This is a genomic window from Streptomyces sp. NBC_00080 (assembly GCF_045041255.1).
In the GTDB taxonomy this organism is placed as follows: domain Bacteria; phylum Actinomycetota; class Actinomycetes; order Streptomycetales; family Streptomycetaceae; genus Streptomyces; species Streptomyces coriariae.
Genome location: NZ_CP108235.1, coordinates 5,408,857 through 5,435,464, shown reverse-complemented (window position 1 = coordinate 5,435,464; position 26,608 = coordinate 5,408,857). Strand labels below are relative to the sequence as shown.

Here is a 26,608-nt window from a genome sequence, read left to right as displayed (position 1 = left end):
AGAGACGGGGCCGGGGCGCGCACGGTTTCGTGGGGCCATGACCACACACGCCGTCCAACTGACCTCCGTGAGCAGGCGATACGGCGCCTCGGGCACCGGGGTGACCGCGCTCGACGACGTCACCCTCGCCCTCCCCCGGGGCTCGTTCACCGCCGTCATGGGGCCGTCCGGCTCGGGCAAGTCGACGCTGCTCCAGTGCGCCGCCGGGCTGGACCGGCCGACCTCGGGGTCGGTGCGGATCGGCGGCACCGAACTGACCGGGCTGAGCGAACGGCGGCTGACGCTGCTGCGCCGGGAGCGGATCGGCTTCGTCTTCCAGTCGTTCAACCTGCTGCCCACCCTCACCGCCGAGCAGAACGTCGCCCTCCCGCTGCGGCTGGCCGGCCGCCGCCCGTCCAGGGCACAGGTCCGCGACGCCCTGCGGCAGGTCGGACTCGCCGACCGCGCCGGTCACCGCCCGGACCGGCTCTCCGGCGGCCAGCAGCAACGCGTCGCCCTGGCCCGCGCGGTGATCACCCGCCCTGAGGTCCTGTTCGGCGACGAGCCGACCGGCGCGCTGGACTCCCGTACCGGCCGCGAGGTGCTGATCCTGCTGCGCTCCCTGGTCGACGAGGGCGGCCGGACGGTCGTCATGGTCACCCACGACCCGCTCGCCGCCTCCTACGCGGACCGGGTGGTCTTCCTGGTCGACGGCCGCGTCCACGGCGAACTCCGCGGCGCCGACGCGTCCGTGGAGGCGATCGCGACCCGGATGGCGGGGCTGGAGACCGCAGCCGACGGCGCCACCCTCTCCCCGGCAGGTGCCGCGTGCTGAGCGTCGCGTGGCACACCCTGCGCGCCCGATGGGCCGCCTTCGCCGGCAGTTTCGTCGCCCTCGCGCTCGGCGTCGCCCTGCTCACCGTGATGGGACAGGCGCTGGCCGCGTCCCTGGACGCGCCGGTGCGCGCGCCGGAGCGCTTCGCGGCGGCGCCGGTGGTGGTCAGGGGCCAGGACACCCTGCGGGTGGCCACCTCCACCGGTGAGCGGACGAAGGAGCTGGCCCGGCCGCGCCCGGTGCCCGCCGGGACCGTCGCCGCGCTCCGCGCGCTCGGCCCGGTCACCGAGGACCGCTCCTTCCCGGTCAGGGCGTACGGCACCCCCGCCGCACCGGACGACCTGGTCGGCCACCCCTGGTCGACGGCCCGCTTCGCCCCCTACCGGCTGACCGCGGGCCGGGCCCCGGCAGCGGCCGACGAGGTGGTGACCAGCGGCGACTGGGCGACCGTGGGCACCCGACTGCACACCGCGGACGGGCCGTTGCGCGTGGTCGGAACAGTCGCGACGGTGAGCGAACCGGGACCCGACACCAGACCCGACCCCGGAACAGGCCCCGGCCCCGTCTTCGAGCACGCCGTGTTCTACCCGGACGCCCAAGCCGCCCGCCTCGCCCCGGAGTCGACCCAGTTGGTCGTCGAGGCCGACGCGGCGGCCGTACGGGCGGCGGTCAAGGACGAGGACCAGGACGGGGACGATGACGTACGGATCCTCACCGGGGACGCCCGCCGGTTGGCCGACGCCGACCCGGGCCGCGACGCCGAAGCCCTGACGGCGCTGAACGCCCTGTTCGGAACGGCGGGTGGCGTGACCGCCTTCGTGTCCGTCTTCGTCGTGGCCTCCACCTTCGCCTTCGCGGTCGACCGGCGGCGCCGCGAGTTCGGCCTGCTGCGCACCGCCGGGGCGACACCGGGCCAGATCCGGCGGACGGTCCTGGCGGAGGCCCTGCTGATCGGCACGCTCGCCTCGGCGACGGGCTGCGTGCTGGGCACGTACGGCGCGCCGCACCTGGCCGAGCTGGTGGTCGACGGCGGGCTCGCGCCGAAGTGGTACGCGATCGGCGGCCCTTCGGCCGGCGTCTGGCCGTACCACCTGGCCTTCTGGACGGGCCTGCTGGTCGCCCTGTGCGGTGCGCTCGCCGCGTCCTGGCGGGCCGGACGCACCGCCCCGGCCCCGGCGCTGCGCGAGGCCTCGGTGGACGGGCGCGCGCTGACCCTGGGACGACGCGCGTGCGGTACTGCTCTCCTGCTCACGGCGGGCGCGCTCCTGGTGTACACGCTGGCGACCGACCCGGGCGAGCTGCTCCACCGCAAGGCGTACATCAGCCGCCCCCTCTTGCTCATCACTGCGGTGGCGCTGCTCTCGCCCCTGACGGTGCGTCCGCTGGTGCCCCGGCTGCCGGGCGCGGTGGGCCTGTTGGCGCGGGCCGGGGCGGTCACCGCGGTCCGCCGTACCGCCGCGGTGGCCGCGCCCGTCCTGGTGACCGTCGCGCTGGCGGGCTCCCTGCTGGGCGCGACGGCCACGATCGGCGCGGCGCGGGCCGCGGAGGTACGGCAGCAGACGGTCGCCGACTTCGTGGTGACCCCGCGGGACGGAACAACCCTGCGGGCGGAAGCACTCGAGAAGCTGCGGCAGGTGCCCGGCACGATCGTGTCGGCCGGTTCCGCCACCACCGTGTTCACGCTGGAGGACGGCGTGGCGCTGGTGAAGTCCGAGGCCAGGGCGGCCGATCCGGCGCTGCTCGCCACCACCGTACGGCTGCCGGTGACCGCCGGGCGGCTCACCGACCTCGACGACGGGTCGATCGTCGTGACCGAGGAGTGGGCGCGTCACCGGGTGGGACAGCAGGTGCGGGTGTGGCTCGCGGACGGCACGCCGAGGACCCTCCGGATCGCCGCCGTACTGTCCATCGGCACCGGGGACAACGGCGCCTACGTCACCCCGGCCAACGCCGGCGGCGGGGGCGTGGACCGCGTGGACGTACGGGTACGGGCGGGCGCCGACCCGACGGCGGTGGGAGCACGGCTGCGGACCGTCGACGGGGTGCGGGTGACGAGCCGGACGCAGTGGGTGCGAGCGGCTCTCCCGCAGACCAACCGGACGACCCGGCTCGGCATGCTGCTCGTCCTGGGCATCGCGCTTCTCTACACCGGCATCTCGGTGGCCAACACCCTGGCCATGGCTGCCGCCGAACGCGGAGCCGACCTGACGGCCCTACGGCGGGCCGGCGCCACCGGCGGCCAGATACTGCGACTGGCCGCCACCGAGGCACTGATCGCCGTGGCGGTCGGCGCACTGCTGGGCCTCCTGGTCACGGCCGTCAACCTGACCGGCCTGAGCGCCGCCCTGCACCTGCTGTCGGCCCCACCGGCCATCGCCCTGCCCTGGCAGGCACTCACCTGGACAACGGCAGCCTGCGCCCTGCTCGCAACGACCACGGCAGTGACATCGACGACACCGGCTCTACGCCCGCCCCGGTCATGAACCACCGGACCTGCCACCGGACCTGAACCACCGGCGACGACCGACCGACCGAGCCCGAACACGATAGAGCCCCCGTCGGTTACCCGACGGGGGCTCTATGCTGCGTGGACCTGTGGGGATTTGAACCCCAGACCCCCTCGATGCGAACGAGGTGCGCTACCAGACTGCGCCACAGGCCCTTGCAACGAGTGAAACTCTAGCATCCCGGTCGGCCTGCTTGGAAATCCGTTCCCCGAGGCCGGGCGCGGGATGCCGGGGCTCTCATTCGTTGGCGGCCAGCGGTCGCTCGCCGTCCTCGTACTGGTCGAACAGCGGGGTGCGGCCGCGTTCGCGCGAGCGTCGGGCGGAGGCCGCGCGCCGGGCGTCGCTCCGCTCGTCGCCGTCCGCCTCCCGGTCCTCCGCGCGGTCCGCCTCGCCGGATTCCCCGGCCGGCGCGTCCCCGGCGTCCGCCGCTTCGTGCTCGGGCGCCACCGAACTCGAGCGGGCCGAGCTCCAGGCGTCCGGCGCCCCGAGGTCCACGTCGGAGGTCGCCCGGGGCGCGACCGGCGCGGTCACGTACGTCGGCAGCGGTACCGGGACCGGGTCCCAGCTCTCACCGTGGCCGGGCCGGCGCTGCCGCTCGCGCTGCTGGTCGACCCACTCCGCGTGATCGGTCTGCTCGACGAGTGCCCTGCGGTCCGCGGCGAGCGCCAGCAGACCCGGGTCGGTCTCCGGCTCGGGGGCCGCGTGCGGCTCCTCTGCGCCGGCGTCGGGGCCGGTGTCGACGGACGAGGCGTTCGCCGAGGCGGGCGCGCGTCGGCGCGGCTGACGCTCCCGCAGCCGCTGCGCGGCGACCTCGGCGCGCCTGCGGTCCATCTGGAAGGCGAAGCGACGGCGCTCCTGGGCGCGCAGGTACCCGATGTACGCACTGAGCAGGACGGCGGGCACTCCGGGCGCCCAGAGGAACGCGAGCCCGCCGACCGCCGCGACGATCGCACCGAGCGTGAAGGCGAGGAAGAGCATCACGGTGGTGCGCCGACGGCGCGCGAGCGCCTTCGAGCGCTGGGCGCGCGCGGCGGACGCCTGCTCGGCGGGCGTGCGCCGGGCGACCGGCGCCCGACGGCCGGCCGGAACGGCGCCGCCTTCGCGTGCGGCCTTGGCGCCCTGTTCACGGTGGTCGTGCACGGGCTTGGCCGCCGGTTCGCGCGCCACCTCCGGACGCCCGGCCTCCGGACGCCCGGCCCCTCGTTCCTGTCCGCGCTCCGGGGCTCGGTCCTGAGCTCGTTCCTGAACCCGCTCCTGGACCGGCGCCTTCACCTGCGGGCGGGTCGGAGGCATGGCGAAGGACCGGACGTCCACCGATGCGGTGACGGCGTCCGGAACGTCGGCGCCGGACTCCCCCTCCTCGGTGGAGCGCGCCCGCAGGTCCTTGGCGTACCGGCGCTCCATTCCCGCCCGTCCGGACAGCAGCCGGATGGCGGTGCTGAAGCGTTCCGTCGGACGGGCCTCGTTCAGCTCGTCCTGCCTACGGAGCCACATAGGCACCAAGTAGGCGGCCCAGGCCCCGACAATGACTGCGTAGATGAGGCCGCTGCTGCTCACGCCTCACACGGTAGAGGGGTTTACGTGAGGCCATCCGCCAATTGGGCCGGTGTGTCGCACGATCTGGCTGATATTTCGAACTTTTTTTGCGACCGGTGCGATCAACCGATCATTTTCGAACATTCATTCGGCTAATCGGCTAATTCAATTGGATGCCTTCTGCGAGCGTGTACGCCGCCACCGGTTCAGCAGTCCCTCCGGGACCTCCTCCGCCGTGAGCGCGAAGACGAGGTGGTCACGCCAGGCGCCGTCGATGTGGAGATAGCGCGGCCGCAGCCCTTCCTCACGGAATCCGAGTTTTTCCACGACCCGGCGGCTCGGCCCGTTCTCGGGCCGAATGCAGACCTCGATGCGGTGCAGTCCGACGGTGCGGAAACAGTGGTCCACGATGAGCGCCACGGCCGTCGGCATCACGCCGCGACCGGCCACCGACTCGTCCACCCAGTAGCCGACGTGCCCGGAGCACATCGACCCCCAGGTGATCCCCGCGACCGTCAACTGCCCGACGAGCCGCCCCTGGTACTCGATCACGAACGGCAGCATCCGGCCCGCGTTCGCCTCGGACCGCAGATGCCGGACCATCTGGCGGTAGGTCGGCCGATGTGCGATCGGCCCGCTGGGCGCGGGCGGCGGGATGGTCGCCTCCCAGGGGCGCAGCCAGTCCCGGTTGCGCCGGTTGACCTCGCGCCAGGCCCGCTGGTCGCGCAGCTTTATGGGCCGCAGGACGATATCGCCCTCCACCAGTTCGACGGGCCAGGATGAGGTGTTCAGCTCGCACCCCCGTGGCTCGGTCTGGGGTGGTCGCCGCCACGGATCTGGTCGACGGCGTGGATCAGCAGGTGCTCCAGGACGGCCAGGCCGTCCTTCACCCCGCCGGCGGAGCCCGGCAGGTTGACGATCAGCGTGCCGCCCGCCACTCCGGCCAGGCCCCGGGAGAGCGCCGCGGTGGGCACCTTCTCCCGGCCGTACGCCCTGATGGCCTCGGCGATGCCCGGCACCTCGTGGTCGATCACCGCGCGGGTCGCCTCGGGGGTGCGGTCGGTGGGCGAGATGCCGGTGCCGCCGGTGGTGACGACGGCGTCGTACCCGGCCTCGACGGCGGCCCGCAGCGCCGCCTCCACCGGGTCCCCGTCGGGGACCACCTGCGGCCCGTCGACGGCGAAGCCGAAGCCGCGCAGGCCCTCGGCGATCAGCGGGCCGCCCCTGTCCTCGTAGACGCCGGCGGCGGCCCGGTTGGAGGCGGTCACGACCAGTGCGCTGTACGGAGCGAGCAGCGCGCCACCGGCCGACGTGTCGAGTGTCATGCCCGGCTCCAGTCGCCCGACTTGCCGCCCGTCTTCTCCTCCACGCGCACGTCCGTGATGACCGCTCCCTTGTCGACCGCCTTCACCATGTCGATCACGGTGAGCGCGGCGACGGAGACCGCGGTGAGTGCCTCCATCTCGACTCCCGTGCGGTCCGTCGTCTTCACCGTGGCGGTGATCTCCACGGCGTCGTCCGCGACCGACACATCCAGTTTCACACCGGAGACGGCCAAGGGGTGGCACAGCGGGATCAGGTCCGGGGTGCGTTTGGCGCCCATGATGCCCGCGATCCGCGCGGTGGCCAGCGCGTCCCCCTTGGGTACCCCCTCGCCGCGCAGCAGCTCGACCACACGGGGCGAGACGAGGACCCGCCCGCTGGCACGCGCGGTGCGCGCGGTGACGTCCTTGCCGGAAACGTCGACCATGCGGGCGGCGCCCACGTCGTCGATGTGCGTCAGTCGGTCCTGCGTACTCATGGTGGTGTGGCGCTCCCGGTCCGGGCCTGTTGTGCGCGACACGGTACCCCCAACCAGGGCCACTCAGCCGAGGAGGACCACCTCGACGTCGGCACCGGGCTCGACGGACTCCACGTCCTCGGGGACGACGATCAGCGAGTCGGCGTGCGCGAGGGCCGCGATCAGGTGGGAGCCGGCACCCCCGACGGGGCGGACGGTACCGTCGTCGTAGGTGGCGCGCAGGAACTGTCTGCGGCCCTTCGGCGAGGTCAGCGCCTTGTCGGCGATCAGCTTCGCGCGCGTGGTGGGCCGATGGACGTCCTCGAGGCCCATGAGGGTACGGATGGCCGGGCGCACGAACAGCTCGAACGAGACGTACGACGACACCGGATTGCCCGGCAGGGCCAGCAGGGGGATGTGGTCCGGGCCGATGGAGCCGAAGCCCTGGGGCTTGCCGGGCTGCATGGCGAGCTTGCGGAACTCGACACCGCTGCCCGCCTCGTCCTCGTCGCCGACGTGCTCGAGGGCCTCCTTGACGACGTCGTACGCCCCGACGCTCACCCCGCCGGTGGTGACGACGAGGTCGGCGCGGACGAGCTGGTCCTCGATGGTGGAGCGGAGCGTCTCGGCGTCGTCGGCGACCGCGCCGACCCGGTAGGCGATGGCGCCGGCGTCCCGGGCGGCCGCGGTGAGGGCGAAGCTGTTGGAGTCGTAGATCTGACCGCTGCCCAGCTCCTCGCCGGGCTGGACGAGTTCGCTGCCGGTGGACATCACGACCACGCGCGGGCGCGGGCGCACGCGTACGGTGCCCCGGCCGATCGCGGCGAGCAGGGCGATCTGGGGCGGTCCGAGGACGGTCCCGGCGTCGAGGGCGCGGTCGCCCGCCTTCACGTCACTGCCCTTCGCGCGTACGTGCGCGCGTGCCTCGGCGGGCCGGTACACGCGCACGTGCCCCGAGGCCTGCTCGGGGGCGAGGCTGCGGGCACGCATCCCGCTGACCGGGCCCTCGCCGAGTCCACCGTCGGTCCACTCCACGGGGACGACGGCCTCTGCGCCTGCCGGGAGCGGGGCGCCGGTCATGATCCTGGCGGCCTGGCCGGGTCCCACGTACAGCAGGTCGGCCGCCTGTCCCGCCGCGACGTCCCCGACGACGTCCAGGGCCGCCGGGAACTCCTCGCTCGCGCCCGCGACATCCGCGACCCGCACCGCGTACCCGTCCATGGAGCTGTTGTCGAAGGGCGGCAGTGAGACCGGCACCATGACGTCGTCGACCAGGACGCAGCCCTGGGCGTCGGGCAGTTGCAGCTCGATGGGTTCCAGGGGGCGGACGGTGGCGAGGATGTCCTCCAGGTGTTCGTCCACCGACCAGAGCTGGTCCCGGCCGGTGGGGCGGTGCGCGGCGGTGCTCAAAGTGGCTACATCTCCTCGGTGACGTAACTGCGAAGCCAGGACCGGAAGTCCGGACCCAGATCCTCACGTTCGCACGCGAGTCTGACAATGGCACGCAGGTAGTCGCCGCGGTCGCCGGTGTCATAGCGACGGCCCTTGAAGACGACGCCGTGGACGGGGCCACCGACCTTCTCGTCCTGCGCGAGCTGCTGGAGGGCGTCGGTGAGCTGGATCTCGCCGCCGCGGCCGGGCTCGGTCTGCCGCAGTATGCCGAACACGCTCGGGTCGAGGACGTAGCGTCCGATGATCGCGTAGTTCGACGGGGCGTCCGCCGGGTCCGGCTTCTCGACGAGGCCGATCACCTTGACGACGTCGCTGTCCACGGTGGCCTCCACGGCCGCGCAGCCGTAGAGGTGGATCTGCTCGGGGGCGACCTCCATGAGCGCGACGACGCTGCCGCCGTGCCGCTCCTGCACCTCGATCATCCGCTGGAGCAGCGGGTCGCGGGGGTCGATCAGGTCGTCGCCCAGCAGGACGGCGAAGGGCTCCTGCCCTACATGCGGGGCCGCGCACAGGACGGCGTGTCCGAGACCCTTGGGGTCGCCCTGGCGCACGTAGTGCATGGTCGCGAGGTCGCTGGACTGCTGGACCTTGGCGAGCCGGGCGGCATCGCCCTTCTTCTGCAGGGCCGACTCGAGTTCGTAGTTGCGGTCGAAGTGGTCCTCGAGAGGGCGCTTGTTGCGGCCCGTGACCATGAGGACGTCGTCGAGGCCGGCGGAGACGGCTTCCTCGACCACGTACTGGATAGCCGGCTTGTCCACGACCGGCAGCATCTCCTTGGGAGTGGCCTTGGTCGCCGGCAGGAACCGGGTGCCGAGGCCGGCTGCGGGGATGACAGCCTTGCTGATCCTGGGGTGCGACTGCGTCATGTCGGCAACCTTATCCGGTGACTTTGAGAGGGATCTGTGGCTCCGGTTAATTGATGATCATATGAACGCATTGGAGCGGTGTGGGACAAGTGCGGGAGCGACATATGAGCCACCTCGAAGGCGTACCAGAGTCTGACAAACGTACGTTGCGGCGAGGGTTCCTCGCCGTGAGAAGCAGGTTGACGCCCGATGACGTGCGCGCGGCGGCCGTCGCCCTGGCCGAGCGAGCCCTGGAGCTGCCCGAGTTGACGCACGCGCGCACGGTCGCGGCGTACGTCTCCGTGGGTACCGAACCGGGCACCCTGGCGCTGCTGGACGCGCTCCGCGCGCGGGGCGTGCGGGTGCTGCTCCCCGCTCTGCTGCCCGACAACGACCTGGACTGGGGCGCCTATACCGGCGAAGGCGCTCTCACGCGGGTCCTGCACGGCGGCAAGATGGCCCTCCTGGAGCCGGCCGGCGAGCGCCTCGGACCGGACGCCGTGACGGCCGCCGACGTGGTGCTGCTGCCGGGACTGGCGGTCGACGCGCGCGGAACGCGCCTGGGGCGCGGCGGAGGGTCGTACGACCGCGTACTGGCGCGGCTGGCGGCCTCCGATGCCCACCCCGCGCTGGTGGTGCTCCTGTACGACGCCGAGGTCGTCGAGCACGTCCCCGGGGAGGCGCACGACCGGCCGGTGCACGCGGTGGTGACGCCCTCGGGGACACGACGCTTCACCTGACCGCCGTGCCCCCATGCCGGAAGGGGCCCTCCCACGCGCGCGTGGAGGGCCCCTTCCGGACGGTCGGCAGCTCAGGGTTTGAGCACCAGGGTGTCGCTGGTGCTGTCGTCGACCGCCTTCTTCGAGAAGGACCAGTCGAGCAGTTCACCGTTGGCCCACTTGCTCGTCTGGTCGGTGTAGTGAGCGCTGAAGGCGTGTCCCGAGGCTCCGGTGAGGTTGATCCACTTCGACTTGTCGAGGTCGTCGAGGTTGACCACCATCCGCATCGACGGCACCCATACGACGCCGTAGCCGCCAGCCGCGTTCCAGCCCGTCGCGTTGACCGTCGCCTCGCCGCCGCCGAGCTTCCACGGGCCGCGGTTGAGGATGTACTGGAGGAAACCGGGGCCGCTGGTGCCCAGGGTCTGGTTCTTCAGGAACAGGCGGTGCAGCCGGCCCCAGCTCCAGGTGTCGATGTCCTTGCCGAGCTTGGCGGTCAGCTCCCAGCGGGCGTCGATCATGGCCCGCGCGAACAGCTTGTCGCGGTCGTGGTCGGCGCCGGGGCGGGTGCCCGAGTCGGGCGTCGTCCACCAGTCGCTGTCCGTCTTCGTCATGAGGTTGCGCACGACCTCGAACCAGCGGTCGCCGCCGTCCGGCTGTGCCTGGTCGGCGTCGCGCTGGCCGCACTCACGGACCTTCTCGGTGTCGTCGACCGGGCCTGTGGTGTTGACCGGGTCGACCCACAGGCACTGGTCCTCGACGCGCAACTCCTTGGGCAGCTTGTTGCCGAAGGCCAGCTTGAGGATGTTGCGCCAGACCGCGTTGAAGTAGGCGGCCGCGGCCGAGTCGGCGTCCTGGGTGAAGTCCCAGTTCTCCAGCAGCTTCTGTGCCTCGCGGACGTCCGGGTCGTCGAGGTTGATCTTCTTGAGCACGGGCACGAGCAGCTTCGCGATCTCGCTGTCGTCGTCCAGCTGCATCTGACGCATGTCGTCGGTGGAGATCTTGCCGCCACCCTTGATCTTGCCCTTGATCAGGTCGGTGATCCGCTGGCTGCGCGCGCCGTAGCCCCAGTCCGTGGTGAGCGTGTAGGGGTACTTGTCCTTGTCGACGACGGCCTGGTTGGCGGTGACGATGTAGCCGCGGGCGGGGTCGTACTCGTAGGGCAGCTCATCGAAGTCGATGTAGCCCTTCCACTTGTACTTGGAGTCCCAGCCCGGCGCCGGGATCGATCCGTCGACGCCCTTCGCGCGCGTGGGGATCTTTCCGGGCAGCTGGTAGCCGATGTGGTTCGAGGTGTCGGCGTAGACGAGGTTCTGCGAGGGCACGTCGAATTTCTCGGCCGCCTTGCGGAAGCTGTCCCAGTCCTTCGCCTTGTCGATGTCGAAGACGGCGTCCATGGAGGTGCCGGCTGTCAGCGCGGTCCACTTCAGGGCGACGCCGTAGCCGTCACCGCGGTCGGGCGCCGAAGCGTCGACGTCGTCGACGGTGGCCTTCTTGCCGACCTCGATGAGTTCGTCGTCACGGTCGGACAGGAGGGGCATCCCGTCCTCGGTCTGCCGGACGACGATCTTCTTGGACTCGCCGCCGGCGACCTTGATGGTCTCCTCGCGCGTGACGAACGGCTTCACCTTGTCGTCGTACTGGTAGCCGTCGTCCCCGGAGAGCTTCTCCAGGTAGAGGTCGGTGACATCGACGCCGGAATTGGTCATGCCCCAGGAGATGGTCTGGTTATGGCCGATGATCACACCGGGCATGCCCGCAAAGGTGTAGCCGGAGACGTCGTACTGGCACTTGCTGGAGACGGCGCGACAGTGCAGGCCCATCTGATACCAGACGGACGGCAGTGACGCCGACAGGTGCGGGTCGTTGGCCAGCAGCGGCTTACCGGTGATCGTTTTCGTGCCGGCGACGACCCAGGAGTTCGAGCCGATGCCGTTGCCGTTCACGCCGACGGCCGTGGGCAGGTCGTCCAGGACGTTGTAGAGGCCGGAGAGCTGGCTCTGGAGGGCCGAGCCTTCCGTACTACCCGAGGATGAGTCCGAGGATGTACCCGTGCCGTCCGTGGAGCTGTCGTCGGAGTCGCTCTGGCCGTCGCTCTGCTCGAACGTCTTCGTCAGCTCGTCGTACTGTCCGTCCTGGACGATCGCCTGGTTCCGGTCATACGGGTACTGCGGGTACAGCTCGGCGATCTGGGCCGGGCCGAGGCGGCTGGTCATCAGGGCGCGGTCGATCTCGTCCTGCATGTTGCCGCGCAGGTCCCAGGCCATCGCCTTCAGCCAGGAGATCGAGTCGACCGGGGTCCACTCGGTGGGCTTGTAGTCGTTGGTGAACCCCAGAGCCGCGTACTCCAGGGAGATGTCGGCGCCGTCCTTGCCCTTGAGGTAGGCGTTGACCCCCTTGGCGTAGGCCTGGAGGTACTTCTTCGTGCCGGCCGACAGCTTGCTGTCGTACTCCTCCTTGGCGACACGGTCCCAGCCCAGGGTGCGCAGGAACTCGTCGTTGTCGACCTGGCTCTTGCCGAACATCTCCGAGAGCCGCCCGGAGGTCATGTGCCGGCGGACGTCCATCTCGTAGAACCGGTCCTGGGCCTGGACGTAGCCCTGTGCCATGAACAGGTCCTCGTCGGAGTCCGCGTAGATCTGCGGGATGCCGTAGCCGTCCCGCTTCACGTCGACGGGCCCGGTCAGGCCCTCGAGTGTGATCGAACCCTTGGTCTGCGGGAAGGACGCGCGGACGGTGCTGATGGACCAGTAGGCGCCGTAGGCGATGCCTCCGATGATGGCCAGCACCAGCACAAGCACGATCAAACGGGCTTTGCGCCCCTTCTTCCTGCCGGACTTGCCGGGCTTGTCACCCGATGTGGCGGTGGTGTTGGGGGGCATCGCTGTCCTTGCTGTCCTAACGCGAGCGGCAGGCGGTCCTGGAGTGCTGGAGCAACCATAGGCGCAGGGCCTTGTGCCACTTGACGCGGAGTCGGGTACCGGTACGGAGGGATGTTCGATCTTCCCTCGCCGAGCGTCAAGAAATCGTCAAGAGTTAGGTAAGGTAACGAAGTAGTTGGGTGCGAAGCTCGCAGCTTCGTGTCCGATGTATCCGAAGCACATGCGCGCCCGCGCGCAAGCCGCGCGCGCCGGTGAAGGGAACCGCCGCTGACTGTCCACCACCTCAACCAGCTCCTGCTCGTCTGCTCGCTCGTCCTGCTCGTCGCCGTCGCAGCGGTCCGGATCTCCTCGCGCAGCGGGCTCCCCAGCCTGCTCGTCTACGTGGGCATCGGCGTCCTCATGGGCCAGGACGGCATCGGCAACATCCACTTCGACAATGCCGAGATGACCCAGGTCATCGGCTACGCCGCCCTGGTCGTGATCCTCGCCGAGGGCGGCCTGGGCACGAAGTGGAAGGAGATCGAACCGGCCCTGCCGTCCGCCACGGCGCTGGCACTGGCCGGCGTCGCGGTCAGCGTCGGGGTCACCGCCACGGCCGCACACTTCGTGACCGGGCTGGAGTGGAGACAGGCGCTGATCATCGGCGCGGTGGTGTCCTCGACCGACGCGGCGGCGGTCTTCTCCGTCCTGCGCAAGATCCCCCTCCCCTCGCGCGTGACGGGCACGCTGGAGGCCGAGTCCGGCTTCAACGACGCCCCGGTGGTCATCCTGGTGGTCGCCTTCTCCACGGCCGGCCCCGTGGAGCACTGGTACGTGCTGCTGGGCGAGATAGCGCTGGAACTGGCCATCGGCGCCGCCATCGGCCTCGCGGTCGGCTGGCTGGGCTCCTGGGGCCTCAGGCACGTCGCGCTGCCCGCCTCCGGCCTCTACCCGATCGCCGTCATGGCGATCGCGGTCACCGCGTACGCGGCGGGCTCCCTGGCACACGGCAGCGGCTTCCTGGGCGTCTACCTCGCCTCGATGGTCATGGGCAACGCGAAACTGCCGCACTGGCCCGCCACCCGCGGGTTCGCCGACGGGCTCGGCTGGATCGCCCAGATCGGCATGTTCGTGCTGCTCGGCCTCCTGGTGACCCCGCACGAGCTGGGCGACGACGTACTGCCCGCGCTCGTCATCGGGCTGGTGCTGACCATGATGGCCCGCCCGCTCAGCGTCGTGCTGTGCCTGACACCGTTCCGGGTGCCCTGGCAGGAGCAGACGCTGATGTCCTGGGCAGGGCTGCGCGGCGCCGTCCCCATCATTCTGGCGACGATCCCCATGGTGAACGGCGTCGACGGCAGCCGCCGCATCTTCAACATCGTCTTCGTCCTGGTCGTCGTCTACACCCTGATCCAGGGGCCGACGCTGCCCTGGCTGGCACGCAAGCTGCGCCTGGGCGGCGATCCCGAGGCCGCCGACCTCGGCGTCGAGTCGGCGCCCCTGGAGCGGCTGCGCGGGCACCTGCTGTCCGTGACGATCCCCGAGGGGTCGAAGATGCACGGCGTCGAGGTCAACGAGCTACGACTGCCGGCCGGGGCGGCCGTCACCCTCGTCGTGCGCGAGGGGACGTCGTTCGTACCGCTGCCGACGACCGTGCTGCGACACGGCGACGAACTCCTCGTCGTCGCCACCGACCCGGTCCGCGACGCGGCCGAACGGCGACTGCGCGCCGTCGGGCAAGGCGGCAAGCTCGCCGGATGGCTGGGCACAGGCGGCGGCGCGCGTTAAGTGCATGTTTCGCACCGTTCACACCCCATCCATTCGGAGGCGGCCGACCTTACGGTGCTCATTTTCACAGGGATGACGCACCTTGATCCCTGTACGATGAAGGCACACCTTGATCGAACCAACTCTGCCTGACGCAGAGCTGGCGCGACCGTATGGCGGCCGGGACACCTCGTGCGGCGAGCACCGGCATCTACCGCAGCACGCGCAAGAGGACAGCTCTCGGCGCCCCCGCCCTCCGGACGGGGTCGCGCTACCAGGCGGCAGAAAGGCACGGGCCGTGGCATCCACGGTCACCACCGAGCCGTCGAAGGACTCGTCGGCCTCGTCCCGCCCGGGATACGGACAGCTGCTGCGCACCCGCGGCGCCTGGACGTTCCTGCTGCCCGGCTTCGCGGCCCGCCAGCCGTTCGCCATGCTCACCATCTCCATCGTGCTGCTCGTGCAGCACACCACCGGCTCGTACGGCGCGGCCGGTGCCGCCGCGGCCGTCACCGGTGTCTCCATGGCCCTGTGCGCGCCCTACAGCGGGCGGCTCGCCGACCGCTACGGGCAGCGCGCGGTGCTGATCCCCGGCGTGCTCCTGCACACACTGTCGGGCCTCACCCTCACCGTGCTCGCCCTGACCCACGCCCCCCTGTGGACAGTGTTCGCGGCGGCGGTGCCCACGGGCGCCTCGGTACCGCAGATCGGGCCCATGGTGCGGGCCCGCTGGGGTGCGCGGCTGAAGGGCTCGCCCTTGATGACCACCGCCGCGGCCTTCGAGTCCGTCACCGACGAGCTCACCTTCGTCTTCGGCCCGCTGCTTGCGACCGCGCTGTGCACCGCCGTGAACCCGGCCGCCGGCCTGGTCACCGAGGCCGCGCTGACGCTGCTCGGTGGCCTGCTGTTCGCCGCGAGCAAGAGCACGCAGCCCCAGGTCGCCGTCGCCGGGCACACACGCGTGGAGCACGCCTCGGCGCTGCGCGTCCCCGGGGTGCGCGTGCTGATCGTGGCCTTCCTGGGCATCGGTGCCGTGTTCGGCGGCATGCAGGTCTCACTGGCCGCGTTCACCGAGTCCATCGGCGAGCCCGGCCTGAACGGCGTCCTGTACGGCACCTTCGCCGCGGGCAACATGCTCTCCGGCCTGGTCTGCGGCGCCATCGCCTGGAAGGTCGCCCCACGGCGGCGCCTGGTCGTCGCCTACGCCGCACTGGCGCTCGTCGCCTCCGGCCTTTGGGCGGCGCACTCGGTGCCCGTCCTGGCGGGCCTCGGCCTCCTGGTCGGCATGTGCATCGCGCCCGCGCTGATCACCGGCTACACGCTGGTGGAGGACCTGGTTTCGGCCGGCGCCCGCACCGAGGCGTTCACCTGGCTGACGGGCGCGGTCGCGCTCGGGCAGGCGGCCGCCGTCACGATCGCCGGACAGCTGGAGGACCGCTTCTGGGGCGGCGCCGGATTCCTGGTGCCTCTGGGCGGCACCGTGCTGGCCCTGGTGACCCTGCTGGCACTGCGTTCACGACTGGAGACGCGCCCCCGCGCGCGTACCGTCGCACGTGGCGTCGGTCACCGCGTGCCGGTGACAGTGGACTGATCCCCCGGAATACGTCAAGATAGACCGTCGTTAGCACTCACTGAGTGAGAGTGCCAGGAGGAAGACAGTGCCGACCTACCAGTACCAGTGCACCGAGTGCGGCGAGGGCCTCGAGGCGGTGCAGAAGTTCACCGACGATGCCCTGACCGAGTGCCCCAACTGCGGTGGCCGCCTCAAGAAGGTGTTCTCCGCCGTCGGCATCGTCTTCAAGGGCTCCGGCTTCTACCGCAACGACAGCCGCGGCTCCTCGTCGAGCAGCTCGCCGGCGTCGTCCTCGAAGTCGTCGACGTCCGGCTCCGACTCGAAGCCGTCGACCTCGACGTCCTCGACCTCGGACTCGAAGTCGTCGAGCACGGGCACCTCGACCGGCAGCAGCTCAGCCGCGTAAGGCGCGCTCACAGGACCCTGTCGTCTTACGACGACGGGGTCTTCGGCGTTTCCCGGGGCGGCTAGGGTGCGACGCATGGCGAACACGGCGCACGCAGAGATCGGTGTGATCGGCGGCTCAGGCTTCTACTCGTTCGTCGACGACGTGACCGAGCTCCAGGTCGACACCCCCTACGGACCGCCCAGCGACTCGCTCTTCCTCGGCGAGATCGCCGGCCGGCGGGTCGCCTTCCTGCCCCGGCACGGACGCGGACACCATCTGCCGCCCCACCGGATCAACTACCGGGCCAACCTGTGGGCCCTTCGCTCGGTCGGGGCGCGCCAGGTCCTCGGTCCGTGCGCGGTGGGCGGTCTGCGCCCGGAGTACGGGCCCGGCACGCTGCTCGTGCCCGATCAGCTGGTCGACCGCACGAAGTCACGGATCGGAACGTACTTCGACGGGCTGCCCCTGCCCGACGGCACGGTGCCCAACGTGGTGCATGTGTCCCTGGCCGACCCCTACTGCCCCGCGGGACGCTCGGCGGCCCTGAAGGCGGCACGTGGCCGGGAGTGGGAGCCGGTGGACGGCGGGACGCTGGTCGTGATCGAGGGGCCGCGGTTCTCGACCCGCGCCGAATCGTTGTGGCACCAGGCGCAGGGTTGGTCGGTGGTGGGCATGACGGGCCACCCGGAGGCCGCGCTGGCCCGTGAACTGGAGCTCTGTTACACGTCCTTGAACCTGGTCACCGATCTGGACGCGGGCGCCGAGAGCGGTGAGGGCGTGTCGCACGAGGAGGTGCTGCGGGTGTTCGCGGCGAACGTGGACCGGCTGCGGGACGTGCTGTTCGACGCGGTGGCCGCGCTGCCCTCCGCCGACGGGCGCGACTGCCTGTGCGCGAACGCGCTGGGCGGGCTGAATCCGGGGTTCGACCTGCCGTAGCGGGGCCGAGGCGAAGCGGGAAAGGGAGCCTCGGGCGCGGAAGTCCTCCTTCGAGTGAGGGAGTTGTCCACAACACGGCGGTGGTCCACCGGCTCCGGCGAGCGGCGGCGCGAAGGCTCATCGTGGCTTCGCAAACCCGTTCCTCGTCGCAGGTGGTGATCCCGTGTCCGACTCCCTCGTTCCGCCCTCTCGTCTTTCCCCTCTTTCTCCGCTTCCTCCGCCCGCCCCGTCCTCTGTCTCCTTCGCGACGCGTCCACCCGGTACGGATGCTCCGGCCACCTGCGAGGTTCCGCCCTTCCCTCCCGTGCGGGTACGCGGCGGGCGCTACCGGCTGGGACGGCTCGTGCGGAGCCGGCGGCGGGCCCTCGCCCTGGGGCTCGCCGTCACCGCCGCCGCGCTCGTGGCGTCCGGCCCCCGGGACGGCGATCCGGCCCGAGGGCATCCCGGTGGGGCCGCGCGCGTGGACGCGGGCGGGCGCTCACACCCCCGCGCGCATGCTCCGCTGCGCGCCCCTGCACATGGCTCTCGCGCCGGGGAGAAGGTGACGGCACCGGTACGGATCGCCGACGCGGCCACGGTCCGGCTGCTGCGCCCCGGTGACCGGGTCGATGTCATCGCCGCCGAGCCGATGCCGCTGGGCGGTATGGACGGCGCGGGCGGCGACGCCCGTGTGGTCGCGCGCGGGGCACTGGTGACGAAGGTGCCGGAGCCGCTGAGCACCGACGGCGCCGCCGGTGCGGCGGACGACGGGGCGTTGGTCGTCCTGTCGGTGCCCCGGTCCACCGCCGCGCGCCTGGCGGGGGCGAGTGCGACGGCGCGGCTGGCGGTGACCCTGTGGTGACGTCAAGTCCCTCGTCCGAGGGACCGAATTGGACAGGCCCTCCTGGCGTTGACGTAGGTTGCGGAGCTGTTTGTTCCACAACCTGTACATGCGAGGAGTGTCCCCGAGGTGAGCGAAAAGAAGGCAAGCGTCTGGCAGGGCTTCAAGGCCTTCCTGATGCGTGGCAACGTCGTCGATCTGGCAGTCGCGGTGGTGATCGGCGCGGCCTTCACGAACATCGTCAACTCGGTGGTGAAGGGAATCATCAACCCGCTCATCGGAGCGGTCGGCACCAAGAACCTGGACAGCTACAACTCCTGTCTCAAGGGCCCCTGCACCGGCACGGGGGACAGCGCGACGGGCGTCCGGATCCTGTGGGGGTCCGTCCTCGGCGCGACCCTCACCTTCGTGATCACCGCTGCGGTCGTGTACTTCCTGATGGTCCTGCCCATGTCGAAGTACCTGGCGAAGGTGGAGGCCCGCAGGAAGGCCAAGGAGGGCACGCAGGAGATCGTCGAGCTGACCGAGCTGGAGGTGCTCAAGGAGATCCGCGACGCGCTGGTCGCTCAGCGGGGCTCGGGGCACAACGAGCGGTAGAGGCGCTCGACGGGGCCCTGCGGGCGGTGCTCCGCCAGGGCTCCCGGGCCTGCCGGACCGGCCCTGCCCGTCGGGTTCAGACGTGGTGGGGCGGCTTCTCGTCCAGGAAGCGCTTCAGGTCGGCGACGCTGTCGCCCTCTGCGGACGGACGCTCGCCCCAACCTCGGTCGGTGTCGTCCGAGGACTGCCGGTCCAGCGGGTCGTCGAAGATCAGCGCGGCCTTCGGGTCGCGCGGCTCGGAGGCGGAGGGGGTGCTCATCCCTCCAGAGTACGGCCCCGGGACCCGCTCGGGTCAGGGCCTGGCCGTCGGCCACGCACCGCGCGAACCTGCGGATTCCGCACAAGATTTTCCGCCCGTTGTCTGCTGTGCTGGTACCCATGACGTCCAGTACGCCCCCGTCGGCCTCTCCCTCTCCTCCCGGGTCCCCCGCCTCCCCGGCGCCCGTCCGTTTGAAGCCGTTGCGCAGCCTGACCGCGCGCGGGAAGGACGAGACGCACCGGGTCGCCTCGCCCCTCGAGCTCTTCTTCGACCTGTGCTTCGTCGTGGCCATCGCCCAGGCGGGCATCCAACTGGTGCACGCCGTGGCCGAGTCCCATGCGGGCGAGGGCATCCTCAACTACGCGATGGTCTTCTTCGCCATCTGGTGGGCGTGGATGAACTTCACCTGGTTCGCGTCGGCGTACGACAACGACGACGTCCTGTACCGGATCGTCACGCTGGTGCAGATCGCCGGGGTCCTGGTGCTGGCGGCGGGCATCTCGCGGGCGTTCGAGGACCACGAGTTCGTGGCCGTCTGGTTGGGCTACGCGATCATGAGGTTCGCGCTGAGCTTGCAGTGGCTGCGCGTCGCGTGGTCCGCGGAGGGCGCGGAACGGACGATGGCGCTGCGGTACGCGGCGGGCGTGCTGATCTGCCAGATCGGCTGGCTGGGGCTGCTGGTCCTGCCCGAGGACGGCAGGGCATGGTTGTTCCTGGTAATGGCGCCGCTGGAGATGTGCGTGCCGATCTACGCGGAGAAGGACCATCCGACGTCCTGGCATCCGCATCACATCGCCGAGCGCTACGGGCTGTTCACGATCATCGTGCTGGGCGAGACGATCGCGGCGGCGACGGTCGCCGTGAAGTCCGGCATCGACGAGAACGACGCGCTGGGCGAGCTGCTGCCGATCGCGGTGGGCGGGCTGCTGATCGTCTTCGCCGCCTGGTGGATCTACTTCGTGGTGCCCATCCATGGGCATCTGCGCTCCAACAAGCAGGCGTTTCTCTGGGGCTACGGGCACTACGTCGTCTTCGCCTCGGCCGCCGCGATCGGTGCGGGTCTGGAGGTGGCGGTCGAGCAGGCGGTCGGCGAGGCCCATATCTCGACGCGCGCCGCGTCGGCCGCGGTCACCCTGCCGACGGCGCTGTACCTGCTGGCGGTCTGGATCCTGCACGCACGCCACTTCAAGGTGGGCCTGGCCCAGCAACTGGTGCTGCCCGTCGCCGCTCTGCTGGTGATCTGCAGCACCTTCCTCGGCGAGTGGGCGGTCCTCGCGGTCGGCCTGGTGTCGGCGCTGGCGGTGGCGACCGGGACGACCCTGACGGCGCGCCTGGTCGCGCGGGAGTCACGGGAGAGTCCCGGGCAAGCATCGAGCGCGGTGATGTGACGGGGCGTGACACCGCCACGCACGAAGCGGGTCGGGCGAGACTTGCCCCCATGACAGTTGATGCTCTGACGGACGTCGCCGGCCTGCGCGTGGGACACGCCACGCGGACCGGCGACGGTTGGCTCACCGGCACCACGGTCGTCCTCGCACCGGAGGGCGGTGCCGTGGCCGCCGTGGACGTACGCGGTGGCGGTCCCGGCACGAAGGAGACCGACGCCCTCGATCCACGCAATGTGGTGCAGCGGGTCGAGGCGATCGTGCTGACCGGCGGCAGCGCCTACGGGCTCGACGCGGCGTCCGGCGTGATGGCCTGGCTGGAGGAGCAGGGGCGCGGGATTCCCGTCGGCACGGACCCGGCGCACGTCGTGCCGGTGGTGCCCGCCGCCTGCGTCTTCGACCTGGCGCGGGGCGGCGACTTCCGGGCCCGCCCCGACGCTGCCACCGGCCGGGCGGCCGTGGAGGCGGCCGCGGCGACCGCTCCGGGGACTCGGGTGCGGGAGGGATGCGTGGGCGCGGGGACGGGTGCCGTCGTCGGGCCTTTGAAGGGTGGGGTCGGTAGCGCGAGCGTGCTTCTCGACTCGGGGATCACGGTGGCCGCGCTGGTGGTGGTCAACGCCGCGGGATCGGTGACGGATCCGGAGACGGGCGTGCTGTACGGGGAGTTGTTCCAGGGGCGCGCCGAGTATCCAGAGGTCCGCGTGCACGAGGGCGCGCGCCGGCGTCTCGCCGAGGCCACGGCGAAGAACGCGCCTCCCCTGCTCAACACCACGCTCGCGGTGGTCGCCACCGACGCGGACCTGACGAAGGCACAGGGGCAGAAGCTGGCGGGCACGGCGCACGACGGGATCGCGCGGGCCGTGCGTCCCGTGCATCTGCTCAACGACGGGGACACCGTCTTCACGCTCGCGACGGGCGCGCGCCCGCTCGACCCCGGTCATCCGCTCGCTCTGAACGAAGTTCTCGCGGCGGGCGCGGACGTGGTGACGCGCGCGATCGTACGGGCCGTGCGCGCCGCCGAGCCGGTGTCCGGTCCGGGTGGGGCGTGGCCGTCGTACGAGGAGTTGTACGGGGGCCGGTGAACCCGCGGGCCGGGCAAGGCGATTGTCCCGGTTCCGTCACGTGATGGTGTCAACGGCGACCGGAGGGAACCCCACCGGCCGCCGGATCCCTCCTTCTCCACGTACCAGAGCGGATCACTCACATCACACGAAGCTGGAGCAGCCCGTGACAACGGCGGACATAGCGGTGCGGCGCACGGTCGGAGCCTGTGCCGTCCTGGTGGTCGGTGCCCTGACCCTGACCGCCTGCGGGGGCAGCGCCAACGCCAAGGACAAGGACGGGGACGCCAAGGGCGGCACGAACAGCGTCAAGACGTCCACGGCGAAGATCGTCATCTCGGCGAAGGACGGTTCGACGAGCGCGTCGATCAACGCGACCGGCGTGAAGGTCAGCGACGGCCGGCTCACCGAGGTGAAGATGACGGTGGCCGGGTCGGGGCAGGCCGTCGAGGGATCCCTGTCGGCCGACGGCAGCACCTGGAAGCCGAAGGAGCAGCTGGAGCGCGGGACGAAGTACCAGATATCGGCGACCGCGAAGGATGCGAACGGCAAGACCGCCGCCGCCAACTCCATCTTCACCACCGTCTCCTCGGCCAACAGCTTCATCGGGACGTACACGCCGGACAACGGCACCACGGTCGGCGTCGGAATGCCGGTGTCCTTCACCTTCGACAAGACCATCAGTGACACGAAGGCCGTGCAGTCGCACATCACGGTCACCTCCAGCAGCGGCCAGCAGGTGGTCGGGCACTGGTTCGGGGCGCAGCGGCTCGACTTCCGTCCCGAGGAGTACTGGAAGGCCGGCTCCAAGGTGACGATGAAGATCGACCTGGACGGGGTCGAGGGCGCCAACGGCGTGTTCGGGGTACAGAAGAAGACGGTCACCTTCACCATCGGGCGGTCGCAGGTGTCCACGGTCGACGTCGATACGCAGACCATGACGGTGGTGCGGGACGGGCAGACCCTGAAGACGGTTCCGATCTCGTCGGGCAGCCCGGAGCACACCACCTACAACGGGCAGATGGTGATTTCCGAGAAGTTCACGCAGACCCGGATGAACAGCCGGACGGTGGGCCTGGGTGGCGAGTACGACATCCCGGACGTGCCGCACGCGATGCGCCTGACGCAGTCCGGCACCTTCATTCACGGCAACTACTGGTACAACAGGGGAAATCCGCCCTTCGGCCGTACCGGCACCAGCCACGGTTGCGTGGGGCTCGCGGACGCGCAGGGCGCACAGGGTGACACGCCCGCCAAGTGGTTCTACGACAACTCGCTGATCGGCGATGTGGTGATCGTCAAGAACTCGCCCGACAAGACGGTGTCGCCGGACAACGGGCTCAACGGGTGGAACCTGTCCTGGTCCGAGTGGACCGCGGGGAGCTCCTCCTGATCGTCGGAGATGCCCTCTGACCGGCGGTTTCTGATGAGCCGTCGGGCCGTGCGGGAATTTTTCGCGCGGCCCCGGCGTTTTCACGGCGCACGTTTTCTCGGTTCGCGGACATGATGTCCGACCGAGGGGCTACGGTATGCACCCACAAGGTGACATGCAGCAACGCCGGGAGAAACCTTGAGCGTTCCGTACGAGACAACAGCGTACGAACCAGCCGAGTCGCCCGAGTCTCCGGAGGAGCACCTCGCGCGACTGCTCGGTCGCGCCCTGAACTCGTTCGAGCTGCCCGACGAAGCACTGCGGCGGCTCGACTGCGCACTCGCGCATGACAGCTCCCTGCACTCCGCGCACCACAGCGCGGGCCTGCACCGGGAGACGTACCGGCACACCTGGCTGCTGGCCGACGGCTGCGCGCTCACGCTGTGGGAGCTCGTGCACAACACCGCGCCGGGCAGCGAGCCGCAGCACGAGGTGTACGTCGACGAGGAGGAGCTGCGGGCCGCCACGGCCCGGCTGCCCCTGCCGTCGGACACTCCGGACTTCGAACTGCCGGTGCTGGTGCAGCTGTCGCCGGTCCCCGGGCCCCGGCATGTGTACGTGCCGGACGACTCGGCGGACCACGCGCGCAGACTGCTGCGCCGCGCGGAGAACCCCGACCAGCCCGACGCGGACACGGCCGCGCTGCTGAAGTCGGCGTTCGCGCACCAGATCACCCAGGCTTTCGGACGCCCCTGCCGCGCGGGCAGGATCGGGCTGGGCTACTCGCTCTACGAGCACGCGTTCCTACTGGGGGACGGCCGGGAGATCTCCCTGTGGGAGGTCGAGCACACGGCGACGCCCGACGGTCGGCACATGTGCGAGGTGTACGTGTCCGAGGCCGCGGCCCGGGACGCGATGGAACGCCGGGCGGCGCAGGTCTCCTGAGCCGTTCAGCGGCCCGCCCGGCCGTCGGTCAGCGGCCCCCGCCGAGCTGTCGTACGAGGCCGGCGAAGGCGTCCCGCTCGGCCGGGGTCAGTTCGACGGCCTCGCGGCCGGGACCGGACTGCCGTTGGCGCGGGAGGGCGGGCAGCACTGGCGGGGTGGGGAGCGCGGTGCGGGCCTCGCTGCCCGAGCGGCTGCGCCGCAGGATGCGGGTCACGAAGATCAGCCAGGCGATGGACGCCACGGCGAGAACCGTGAGGACCGCCAGCTGAGGGAACGTTAGATGCACGGGCATACCGACCAGTAGACACCACGGTCCGGGACCTGTGTCCCGGACCGTGACGTATCTCGCATGCCACACACATCACGCAGATCACTCAGACCGCGCGATAGGCCTGTTCGGTGCGGAGATCCGTGAATCACCGCAGATGGTCACCAGTAGCCGCAACCTGCGGCAGGCAGCTTCGCCCTGCGGGGGCAGCTTCAACCGGTGGCCGGAGGCCGCGGCCGGAGTCGGCCGCGGCCCGTCGCAGGCTAGGCGGCCACCGGCTGCTTCGCCTCCGCCGTCGTGGCAGCCGCGGATTCCTGCGTCGTACCGGGCTCGACGGCGCCCGGGGCCGGCTTGCGCATGCCCTTGAGGACGACGACCACGGCCGTCGTCACGCACACGCCCGCCGCGATGGCGACCAGGTACAGGAACGGGTTGCCGATCAGCGGGACCACGAAGATGCCGCCGTGCGGGGCGCGGAGCGTGGCACCGAAAGCCATCGACAGGGCGCCGGTGACCGCGCCGCCCGCCATCGAGGCCGGGATGACGCGCAGCGGGTCGGCCGCAGCGAACGGGATCGCGCCCTCGGAGATGAAGGAAGCGCCCAGGACCCAGGCGGCCTTGCCGTTCTCGCGCTCGGTCGGGGTGAAGAGCTTCTTGCGGACGGTGGTCGCGAGCGCCATGCCCAGCGGCGGGACCATGCCCGCGGCCATCACGGCGGCCATGACCTTCATCGCGGAGTCGCTGGGGTCCTGGACGGCGATGCCGGCCGTGGCGAAGGCGTACGCGACCTTGTTGACGGGGCCGCCGAGGTCGAAGCACATCATCAGGCCGAGCAGCACACCCAGCAGGACGGCGTTGGTGCCGGAGAGACCGGCCAGCCAGTCCGTCATGCTCTTCTGGGCCTGGGCGATGGGCTTGCCGATCACGACGAACATCAGGAAGCCGACGATCAGCGAGGAGATCAGCGGGATCACCACCACCGGCATGATGCCGCGCAGCACCGGCGGGATCTTGATCCGCTGGATCGCGAGGACGATGCCGCCCGCCAGCAGACCGGCGACCAGGCCGCCGAGGAAGCCGGCGGCGATGTTGGAGGCGATCATGCCGCCGACGAAGCCGGGCACGAGACCGGGCCGGTCCGCCATGCCGTACGCGATGTAGCCGGCCAGGACCGGGATGAGGAAGCCGAAGGCGACGCCGCCGATCTGGAACAGCAGGGCGCCCCAGCTGTCGACCTGGGTCCAGGAGAAGTGCTCCATGACCGAGGGCGCCTTGTTGATCTCCCAGCCGCCGATCGCGAAGCCGAGGGCGATCAGCAGACCGCCGGCGGCGACGAACGGGACCATGTAGCTGACGCCCGTCATGAGCCACTTGCGCAGCTTGGTGCCGTAGCTGTCGCCGGACTCGCCGGTCCGCTCGACGGGCGTCCCGTCCTTTGCCGACGCGCTCACCTCACCGCGCGCCGCCTTCCCGCGCACCTCGGTGATGAGTGCGGCGGGCCGGTTGATGCCCGCCTTCACGCCGACGTCCACGGTGGGCTTGCCGGCGAAGCGGTCCTTGTCGCGTACGGGGACGTCGTGGGCGAAGATCACGCCGTCCGCCGCGGCGATGACGGCCGGGTCGAGCCGGGTGAAGCCGGCCGAGCCCTGCGTCTCGACGACCAGTTCGACGCCTGCCTCGCGGCCCGCGTTCTCCAGGGACTCGGCCGCCATGTAGGTGTGGGCGATGCCGGTCGGGCAGGAGGTGACGGCGACGATCCGGAAGGGCCGCGCGGCCTCGGCGTCCGTGTCCTCACCGGTGGCCGTGTCGGCGTCGGCGGAGGCCGCCGCCGACGCCGACACGGAGTCTGCGGTGGTGCTCTCGGCCTCGGCTGCCGGGGCGTCGGTGGCCGGGGCTTCAGCAGCCGCGGCGTAGGCGCTCGGGGCCGCGTCGCCGCGGATCAGCGCCGCCGCGGCCGCCGCGTCGCCGGCCGAGCGCAGCGCGTCGGTGAACTCGGCGTTCATCAGCTGCCGGGCGAGCGACGACAGGATCGTCAGATGGGCGTCGTCCGCGCCGGCGGGGGCGGCGATCAGGAAGATCAGGTCGGCGGGTCCGTCGGGGGCGCCGAAGTCGATGCCGGTGGCGCTGCGCCCGAAGGCGAGGGTCGGTTCGGTGACGTGGGCGCTACGACAGTGCGGGATGCCGATGCCGCCGTCGAGGCCGGTGGGCATCTGGGCCTCACGGGCGGCCACATCGGCGAGGAAGCCCTCCAGGTCGGTCACCCGGCCCAGGGCGACCATGCGCTCGGCGAGGGATCGCGCCGCCGCTTCCTTTGTTTCGACGGACAGGTCGAGATCGACCAGGTCCGCGGTGATCATGTCGCTCATCGCGGGCTCCTTCGCACGCGTATCGCCCGGGGCGTGGGGTGGTGGGCGAGGGTGGGGAAATCGGGGACGGGGGTTGCTGCGGCGGTGCATCGGGGGGAGGTGAGGGGTGCGGAGGCGGGGCCGGGGAAACCCCGCCTCCGCGGGGTGGCAGGCGGGTTCGGGCCATGCCTCCCCTGATCGGCAGGGCGCCACGGGCGGCCCGGCCGACCATGTCGAGCGGCGAGTAACGAGGAGCTTCGCCGCTCGACGACCGGTTCGCCGGGCAGCCCGGGAAACGCGGGAGCCGTCGCCGCCACGAAGGACGCCGGGGCCGTCGCCGGCGCGGACAACGCGGGGGTCCCCGTCAATGCGGACCGC

General features: G+C 71.2%; 23 protein-coding genes and 1 tRNA gene. 13 read left to right on the top strand and 11 right to left on the bottom strand.

The genetic code is table 11. The annotated features are described in order from the left end of the window. Positions 1–37 precede the first annotated feature (37 nt). Both OHU34_RS24410 and OHU34_RS24405 read left to right on the top strand, forming a co-directional pair. On the top strand, positions 38–814 hold the full coding sequence (locus OHU34_RS24410; RefSeq protein WP_142264754.1) for an ABC transporter ATP-binding protein: 777 nt from the start codon (positions 38–40) through the stop codon (positions 812–814). Next, the gene (locus tag OHU34_RS24405) at positions 808–3,297 is read left to right on the top strand and encodes an ABC transporter permease (RefSeq protein WP_405768298.1); all 2,490 of its coding nucleotides are present in this window, start codon (positions 808–810) and stop codon (positions 3,295–3,297) included. Before OHU34_RS24410 ends, OHU34_RS24405 begins: the two co-directional genes overlap by 7 nt. A 105-nt stretch (positions 3,298–3,402) precedes the next feature. Here the strand turns inward: OHU34_RS24405 and OHU34_RS24400 are convergent. The 7 genes from OHU34_RS24400 to galU all read right to left on the bottom strand — a co-directional run bounded on the left by OHU34_RS24400 (position 3,403) and on the right by galU (position 8,955). Next, positions 3,403–3,476: transfer RNA gene (locus tag OHU34_RS24400), tRNA-Ala, on the bottom strand. 82 nt (positions 3,477–3,558) lie between these two features. Then, the gene (gene glpR / locus OHU34_RS24395) at positions 3,559–4,878 is read right to left on the bottom strand and encodes a gephyrin-like molybdotransferase receptor GlpR (protein ID WP_230195469.1); all 1,320 of its coding nucleotides are present in this window, start codon (positions 4,876–4,878) and stop codon (positions 3,559–3,561) included. Between the two features lie 144 nt (positions 4,879–5,022). Beyond that, a complete protein-coding gene (locus OHU34_RS24390; RefSeq protein WP_020128382.1) occupies positions 5,023–5,619 on the bottom strand; it encodes a GNAT family N-acetyltransferase in 597 nt (198 codons plus the stop codon). 26 nt (positions 5,620–5,645) lie between these two features. Then, positions 5,646–6,182 carry a molybdenum cofactor biosynthesis protein B gene (locus tag OHU34_RS24385; protein ID WP_142264757.1) on the bottom strand — a complete coding sequence of 179 codons (537 nt, stop codon included), beginning with the start codon at positions 6,180–6,182 and terminating at the stop codon, positions 5,646–5,648. Then, entirely contained in the window at positions 6,179–6,658 is a 480-nt protein-coding gene (gene moaC, locus OHU34_RS24380) for a cyclic pyranopterin monophosphate synthase MoaC (RefSeq protein WP_020128380.1), read from the bottom strand. Before moaC ends, OHU34_RS24385 begins: the two co-directional genes overlap by 4 nt. Before the next feature lie 63 nt (positions 6,659–6,721). Beyond that, on the bottom strand, positions 6,722–8,047 hold the full coding sequence (gene glp, locus OHU34_RS24375) for a gephyrin-like molybdotransferase Glp (protein WP_142264758.1): 1,326 nt from the start codon (positions 8,045–8,047) through the stop codon (positions 6,722–6,724). Between the two features lie 5 nt (positions 8,048–8,052). Next, a complete protein-coding gene (gene galU, locus OHU34_RS24370) occupies positions 8,053–8,955 on the bottom strand; it encodes a UTP--glucose-1-phosphate uridylyltransferase GalU (RefSeq protein ID WP_054244072.1) in 903 nt (300 codons plus the stop codon). 104 nt (positions 8,956–9,059) lie between these two features. Here galU and OHU34_RS24365 point away from each other — a divergent pair, with 104 nt between their 5' ends. Further along, positions 9,060–9,674 carry a 5-formyltetrahydrofolate cyclo-ligase gene (locus OHU34_RS24365; RefSeq protein WP_142264759.1) on the top strand — a complete coding sequence of 205 codons (615 nt, stop codon included), beginning with the start codon at positions 9,060–9,062 and terminating at the stop codon, positions 9,672–9,674. A 71-nt stretch (positions 9,675–9,745) separates the two neighbouring features. On the opposite strand, the gene OHU34_RS24360 is transcribed toward OHU34_RS24365, so the two are convergent. Then, positions 9,746–12,535, bottom strand: a complete 2,790-nt coding sequence (locus tag OHU34_RS24360) for a penicillin acylase family protein (RefSeq protein WP_405768295.1) — start codon at positions 12,533–12,535, stop codon at positions 9,746–9,748. Positions 12,536–12,802: 267 nt separating this feature from the next. Between OHU34_RS24360 and OHU34_RS24355 the strand changes: the two genes are divergently transcribed. The 6 genes from OHU34_RS24355 (at position 12,803) to mscL (ending at position 18,595) form a co-directional block, all read left to right on the top strand. Continuing rightward, complete coding sequence (locus OHU34_RS24355) at positions 12,803–14,302, top strand: potassium/proton antiporter (RefSeq protein WP_405772349.1); 1,500 nt, start codon at positions 12,803–12,805, stop codon at positions 14,300–14,302. A 277-nt stretch (positions 14,303–14,579) separates the two neighbouring features. After that, a complete protein-coding gene (locus OHU34_RS24350) occupies positions 14,580–15,872 on the top strand; it encodes an MFS transporter (RefSeq protein WP_142264764.1) in 1,293 nt (430 codons plus the stop codon). 67 nt (positions 15,873–15,939) lie between these two features. Continuing rightward, positions 15,940–16,260, top strand: coding sequence for an FmdB family zinc ribbon protein (locus OHU34_RS24345; RefSeq protein ID WP_020128373.1), 321 nt, complete (start codon positions 15,940–15,942; stop codon positions 16,258–16,260). Positions 16,261–16,335: 75 nt separating this feature from the next. Further along, complete coding sequence (locus tag OHU34_RS24340; RefSeq protein ID WP_142264765.1) at positions 16,336–17,178, top strand: S-methyl-5'-thioadenosine phosphorylase; 843 nt, start codon at positions 16,336–16,338, stop codon at positions 17,176–17,178. 163 nt (positions 17,179–17,341) lie between these two features. Continuing rightward, positions 17,342–18,019, top strand: a complete 678-nt coding sequence (locus OHU34_RS24335) for an RcpC/CpaB family pilus assembly protein (RefSeq protein ID WP_142264766.1) — start codon at positions 17,342–17,344, stop codon at positions 18,017–18,019. A 108-nt stretch (positions 18,020–18,127) separates the two neighbouring features. After that, complete coding sequence (gene mscL, locus OHU34_RS24330) at positions 18,128–18,595, top strand: large conductance mechanosensitive channel protein MscL (RefSeq protein ID WP_142264767.1); 468 nt, start codon at positions 18,128–18,130, stop codon at positions 18,593–18,595. 76 nt (positions 18,596–18,671) lie between these two features. On the opposite strand, the gene OHU34_RS24325 is transcribed toward mscL, so the two are convergent. Further along, complete coding sequence (locus tag OHU34_RS24325) at positions 18,672–18,854, bottom strand: hypothetical protein (protein WP_054244066.1); 183 nt, start codon at positions 18,852–18,854, stop codon at positions 18,672–18,674. A gap of 119 nt (positions 18,855–18,973) precedes the next feature. On the opposite strand from OHU34_RS24325, the gene OHU34_RS24320 reads away from it, so the two are divergent. The 4 genes from OHU34_RS24320 (at position 18,974) to OHU34_RS24305 (ending at position 23,617) form a co-directional block, all read left to right on the top strand. Beyond that, on the top strand, positions 18,974–20,242 hold the full coding sequence (locus OHU34_RS24320; RefSeq protein WP_142264768.1) for a low temperature requirement protein A: 1,269 nt from the start codon (positions 18,974–18,976) through the stop codon (positions 20,240–20,242). Positions 20,243–20,292: 50 nt separating this feature from the next. Next, positions 20,293–21,321: a P1 family peptidase gene (locus OHU34_RS24315; RefSeq protein WP_230195464.1), complete on the top strand. Its 1,029-nt coding sequence runs from the start codon at positions 20,293–20,295 to the stop codon at positions 21,319–21,321. Positions 21,322–21,466: 145 nt separating this feature from the next. After that, complete coding sequence (locus OHU34_RS24310; protein ID WP_142264770.1) at positions 21,467–22,693, top strand: Ig-like domain-containing protein; 1,227 nt, start codon at positions 21,467–21,469, stop codon at positions 22,691–22,693. A 177-nt stretch (positions 22,694–22,870) separates the two neighbouring features. Beyond that, positions 22,871–23,617 carry a DUF6227 family protein gene (locus OHU34_RS24305; protein ID WP_020128365.1) on the top strand — a complete coding sequence of 249 codons (747 nt, stop codon included), beginning with the start codon at positions 22,871–22,873 and terminating at the stop codon, positions 23,615–23,617. Positions 23,618–23,645: 28 nt separating this feature from the next. Here OHU34_RS24305 and OHU34_RS24300 read toward each other — a convergent pair whose 3' ends face one another. Next, complete coding sequence (locus OHU34_RS24300) at positions 23,646–23,909, bottom strand: hypothetical protein (protein WP_054244061.1); 264 nt, start codon at positions 23,907–23,909, stop codon at positions 23,646–23,648. 239 nt (positions 23,910–24,148) lie between these two features. Continuing rightward, a complete protein-coding gene (locus OHU34_RS24295) occupies positions 24,149–26,251 on the bottom strand; it encodes a fructose-specific PTS transporter subunit EIIC (protein WP_405768286.1) in 2,103 nt (700 codons plus the stop codon). Positions 26,252–26,608: the final 357 nt, after the last annotated feature.

Coding starts and splice junctions, on each gene's coding strand:
- OHU34_RS24300 (WP_054244061.1), bottom strand. CDS start 23,909: ATGCCCGTGCATCTAACGTTCCCTCAGCTGGCGGTCCTCACGGTTCTC.
- OHU34_RS24410 (WP_142264754.1), top strand. CDS start 38: ATGACCACACACGCCGTCCAACTGACCTCCGTGAGCAGGCGATACGGC.
- OHU34_RS24360 (WP_405768295.1), bottom strand. CDS start 12,535: ATGCCCCCCAACACCACCGCCACATCGGGTGACAAGCCCGGCAAGTCC.
- OHU34_RS24325 (WP_054244066.1), bottom strand. CDS start 18,854: ATGAGCACCCCCTCCGCCTCCGAGCCGCGCGACCCGAAGGCCGCGCTG.
- OHU34_RS24385 (WP_142264757.1), bottom strand. CDS start 6,182: ATGACACTCGACACGTCGGCCGGTGGCGCGCTGCTCGCTCCGTACAGC.
- OHU34_RS24315 (WP_230195464.1), top strand. CDS start 20,293: ATGACAGTTGATGCTCTGACGGACGTCGCCGGCCTGCGCGTGGGACAC.
- OHU34_RS24295 (WP_405768286.1), bottom strand. CDS start 26,251: ATGAGCGACATGATCACCGCGGACCTGGTCGATCTCGACCTGTCCGTC.
- galU (WP_054244072.1), bottom strand. CDS start 8,955: ATGACGCAGTCGCACCCCAGGATCAGCAAGGCTGTCATCCCCGCAGCC.
- OHU34_RS24320 (WP_142264768.1), top strand. CDS start 18,974: ATGACGTCCAGTACGCCCCCGTCGGCCTCTCCCTCTCCTCCCGGGTCC.
- OHU34_RS24340 (WP_142264765.1), top strand. CDS start 16,336: ATGGCGAACACGGCGCACGCAGAGATCGGTGTGATCGGCGGCTCAGGC.
- moaC (WP_020128380.1), bottom strand. CDS start 6,658: ATGAGTACGCAGGACCGACTGACGCACATCGACGACGTGGGCGCCGCC.
- OHU34_RS24365 (WP_142264759.1), top strand. CDS start 9,060: ATGAGCCACCTCGAAGGCGTACCAGAGTCTGACAAACGTACGTTGCGG.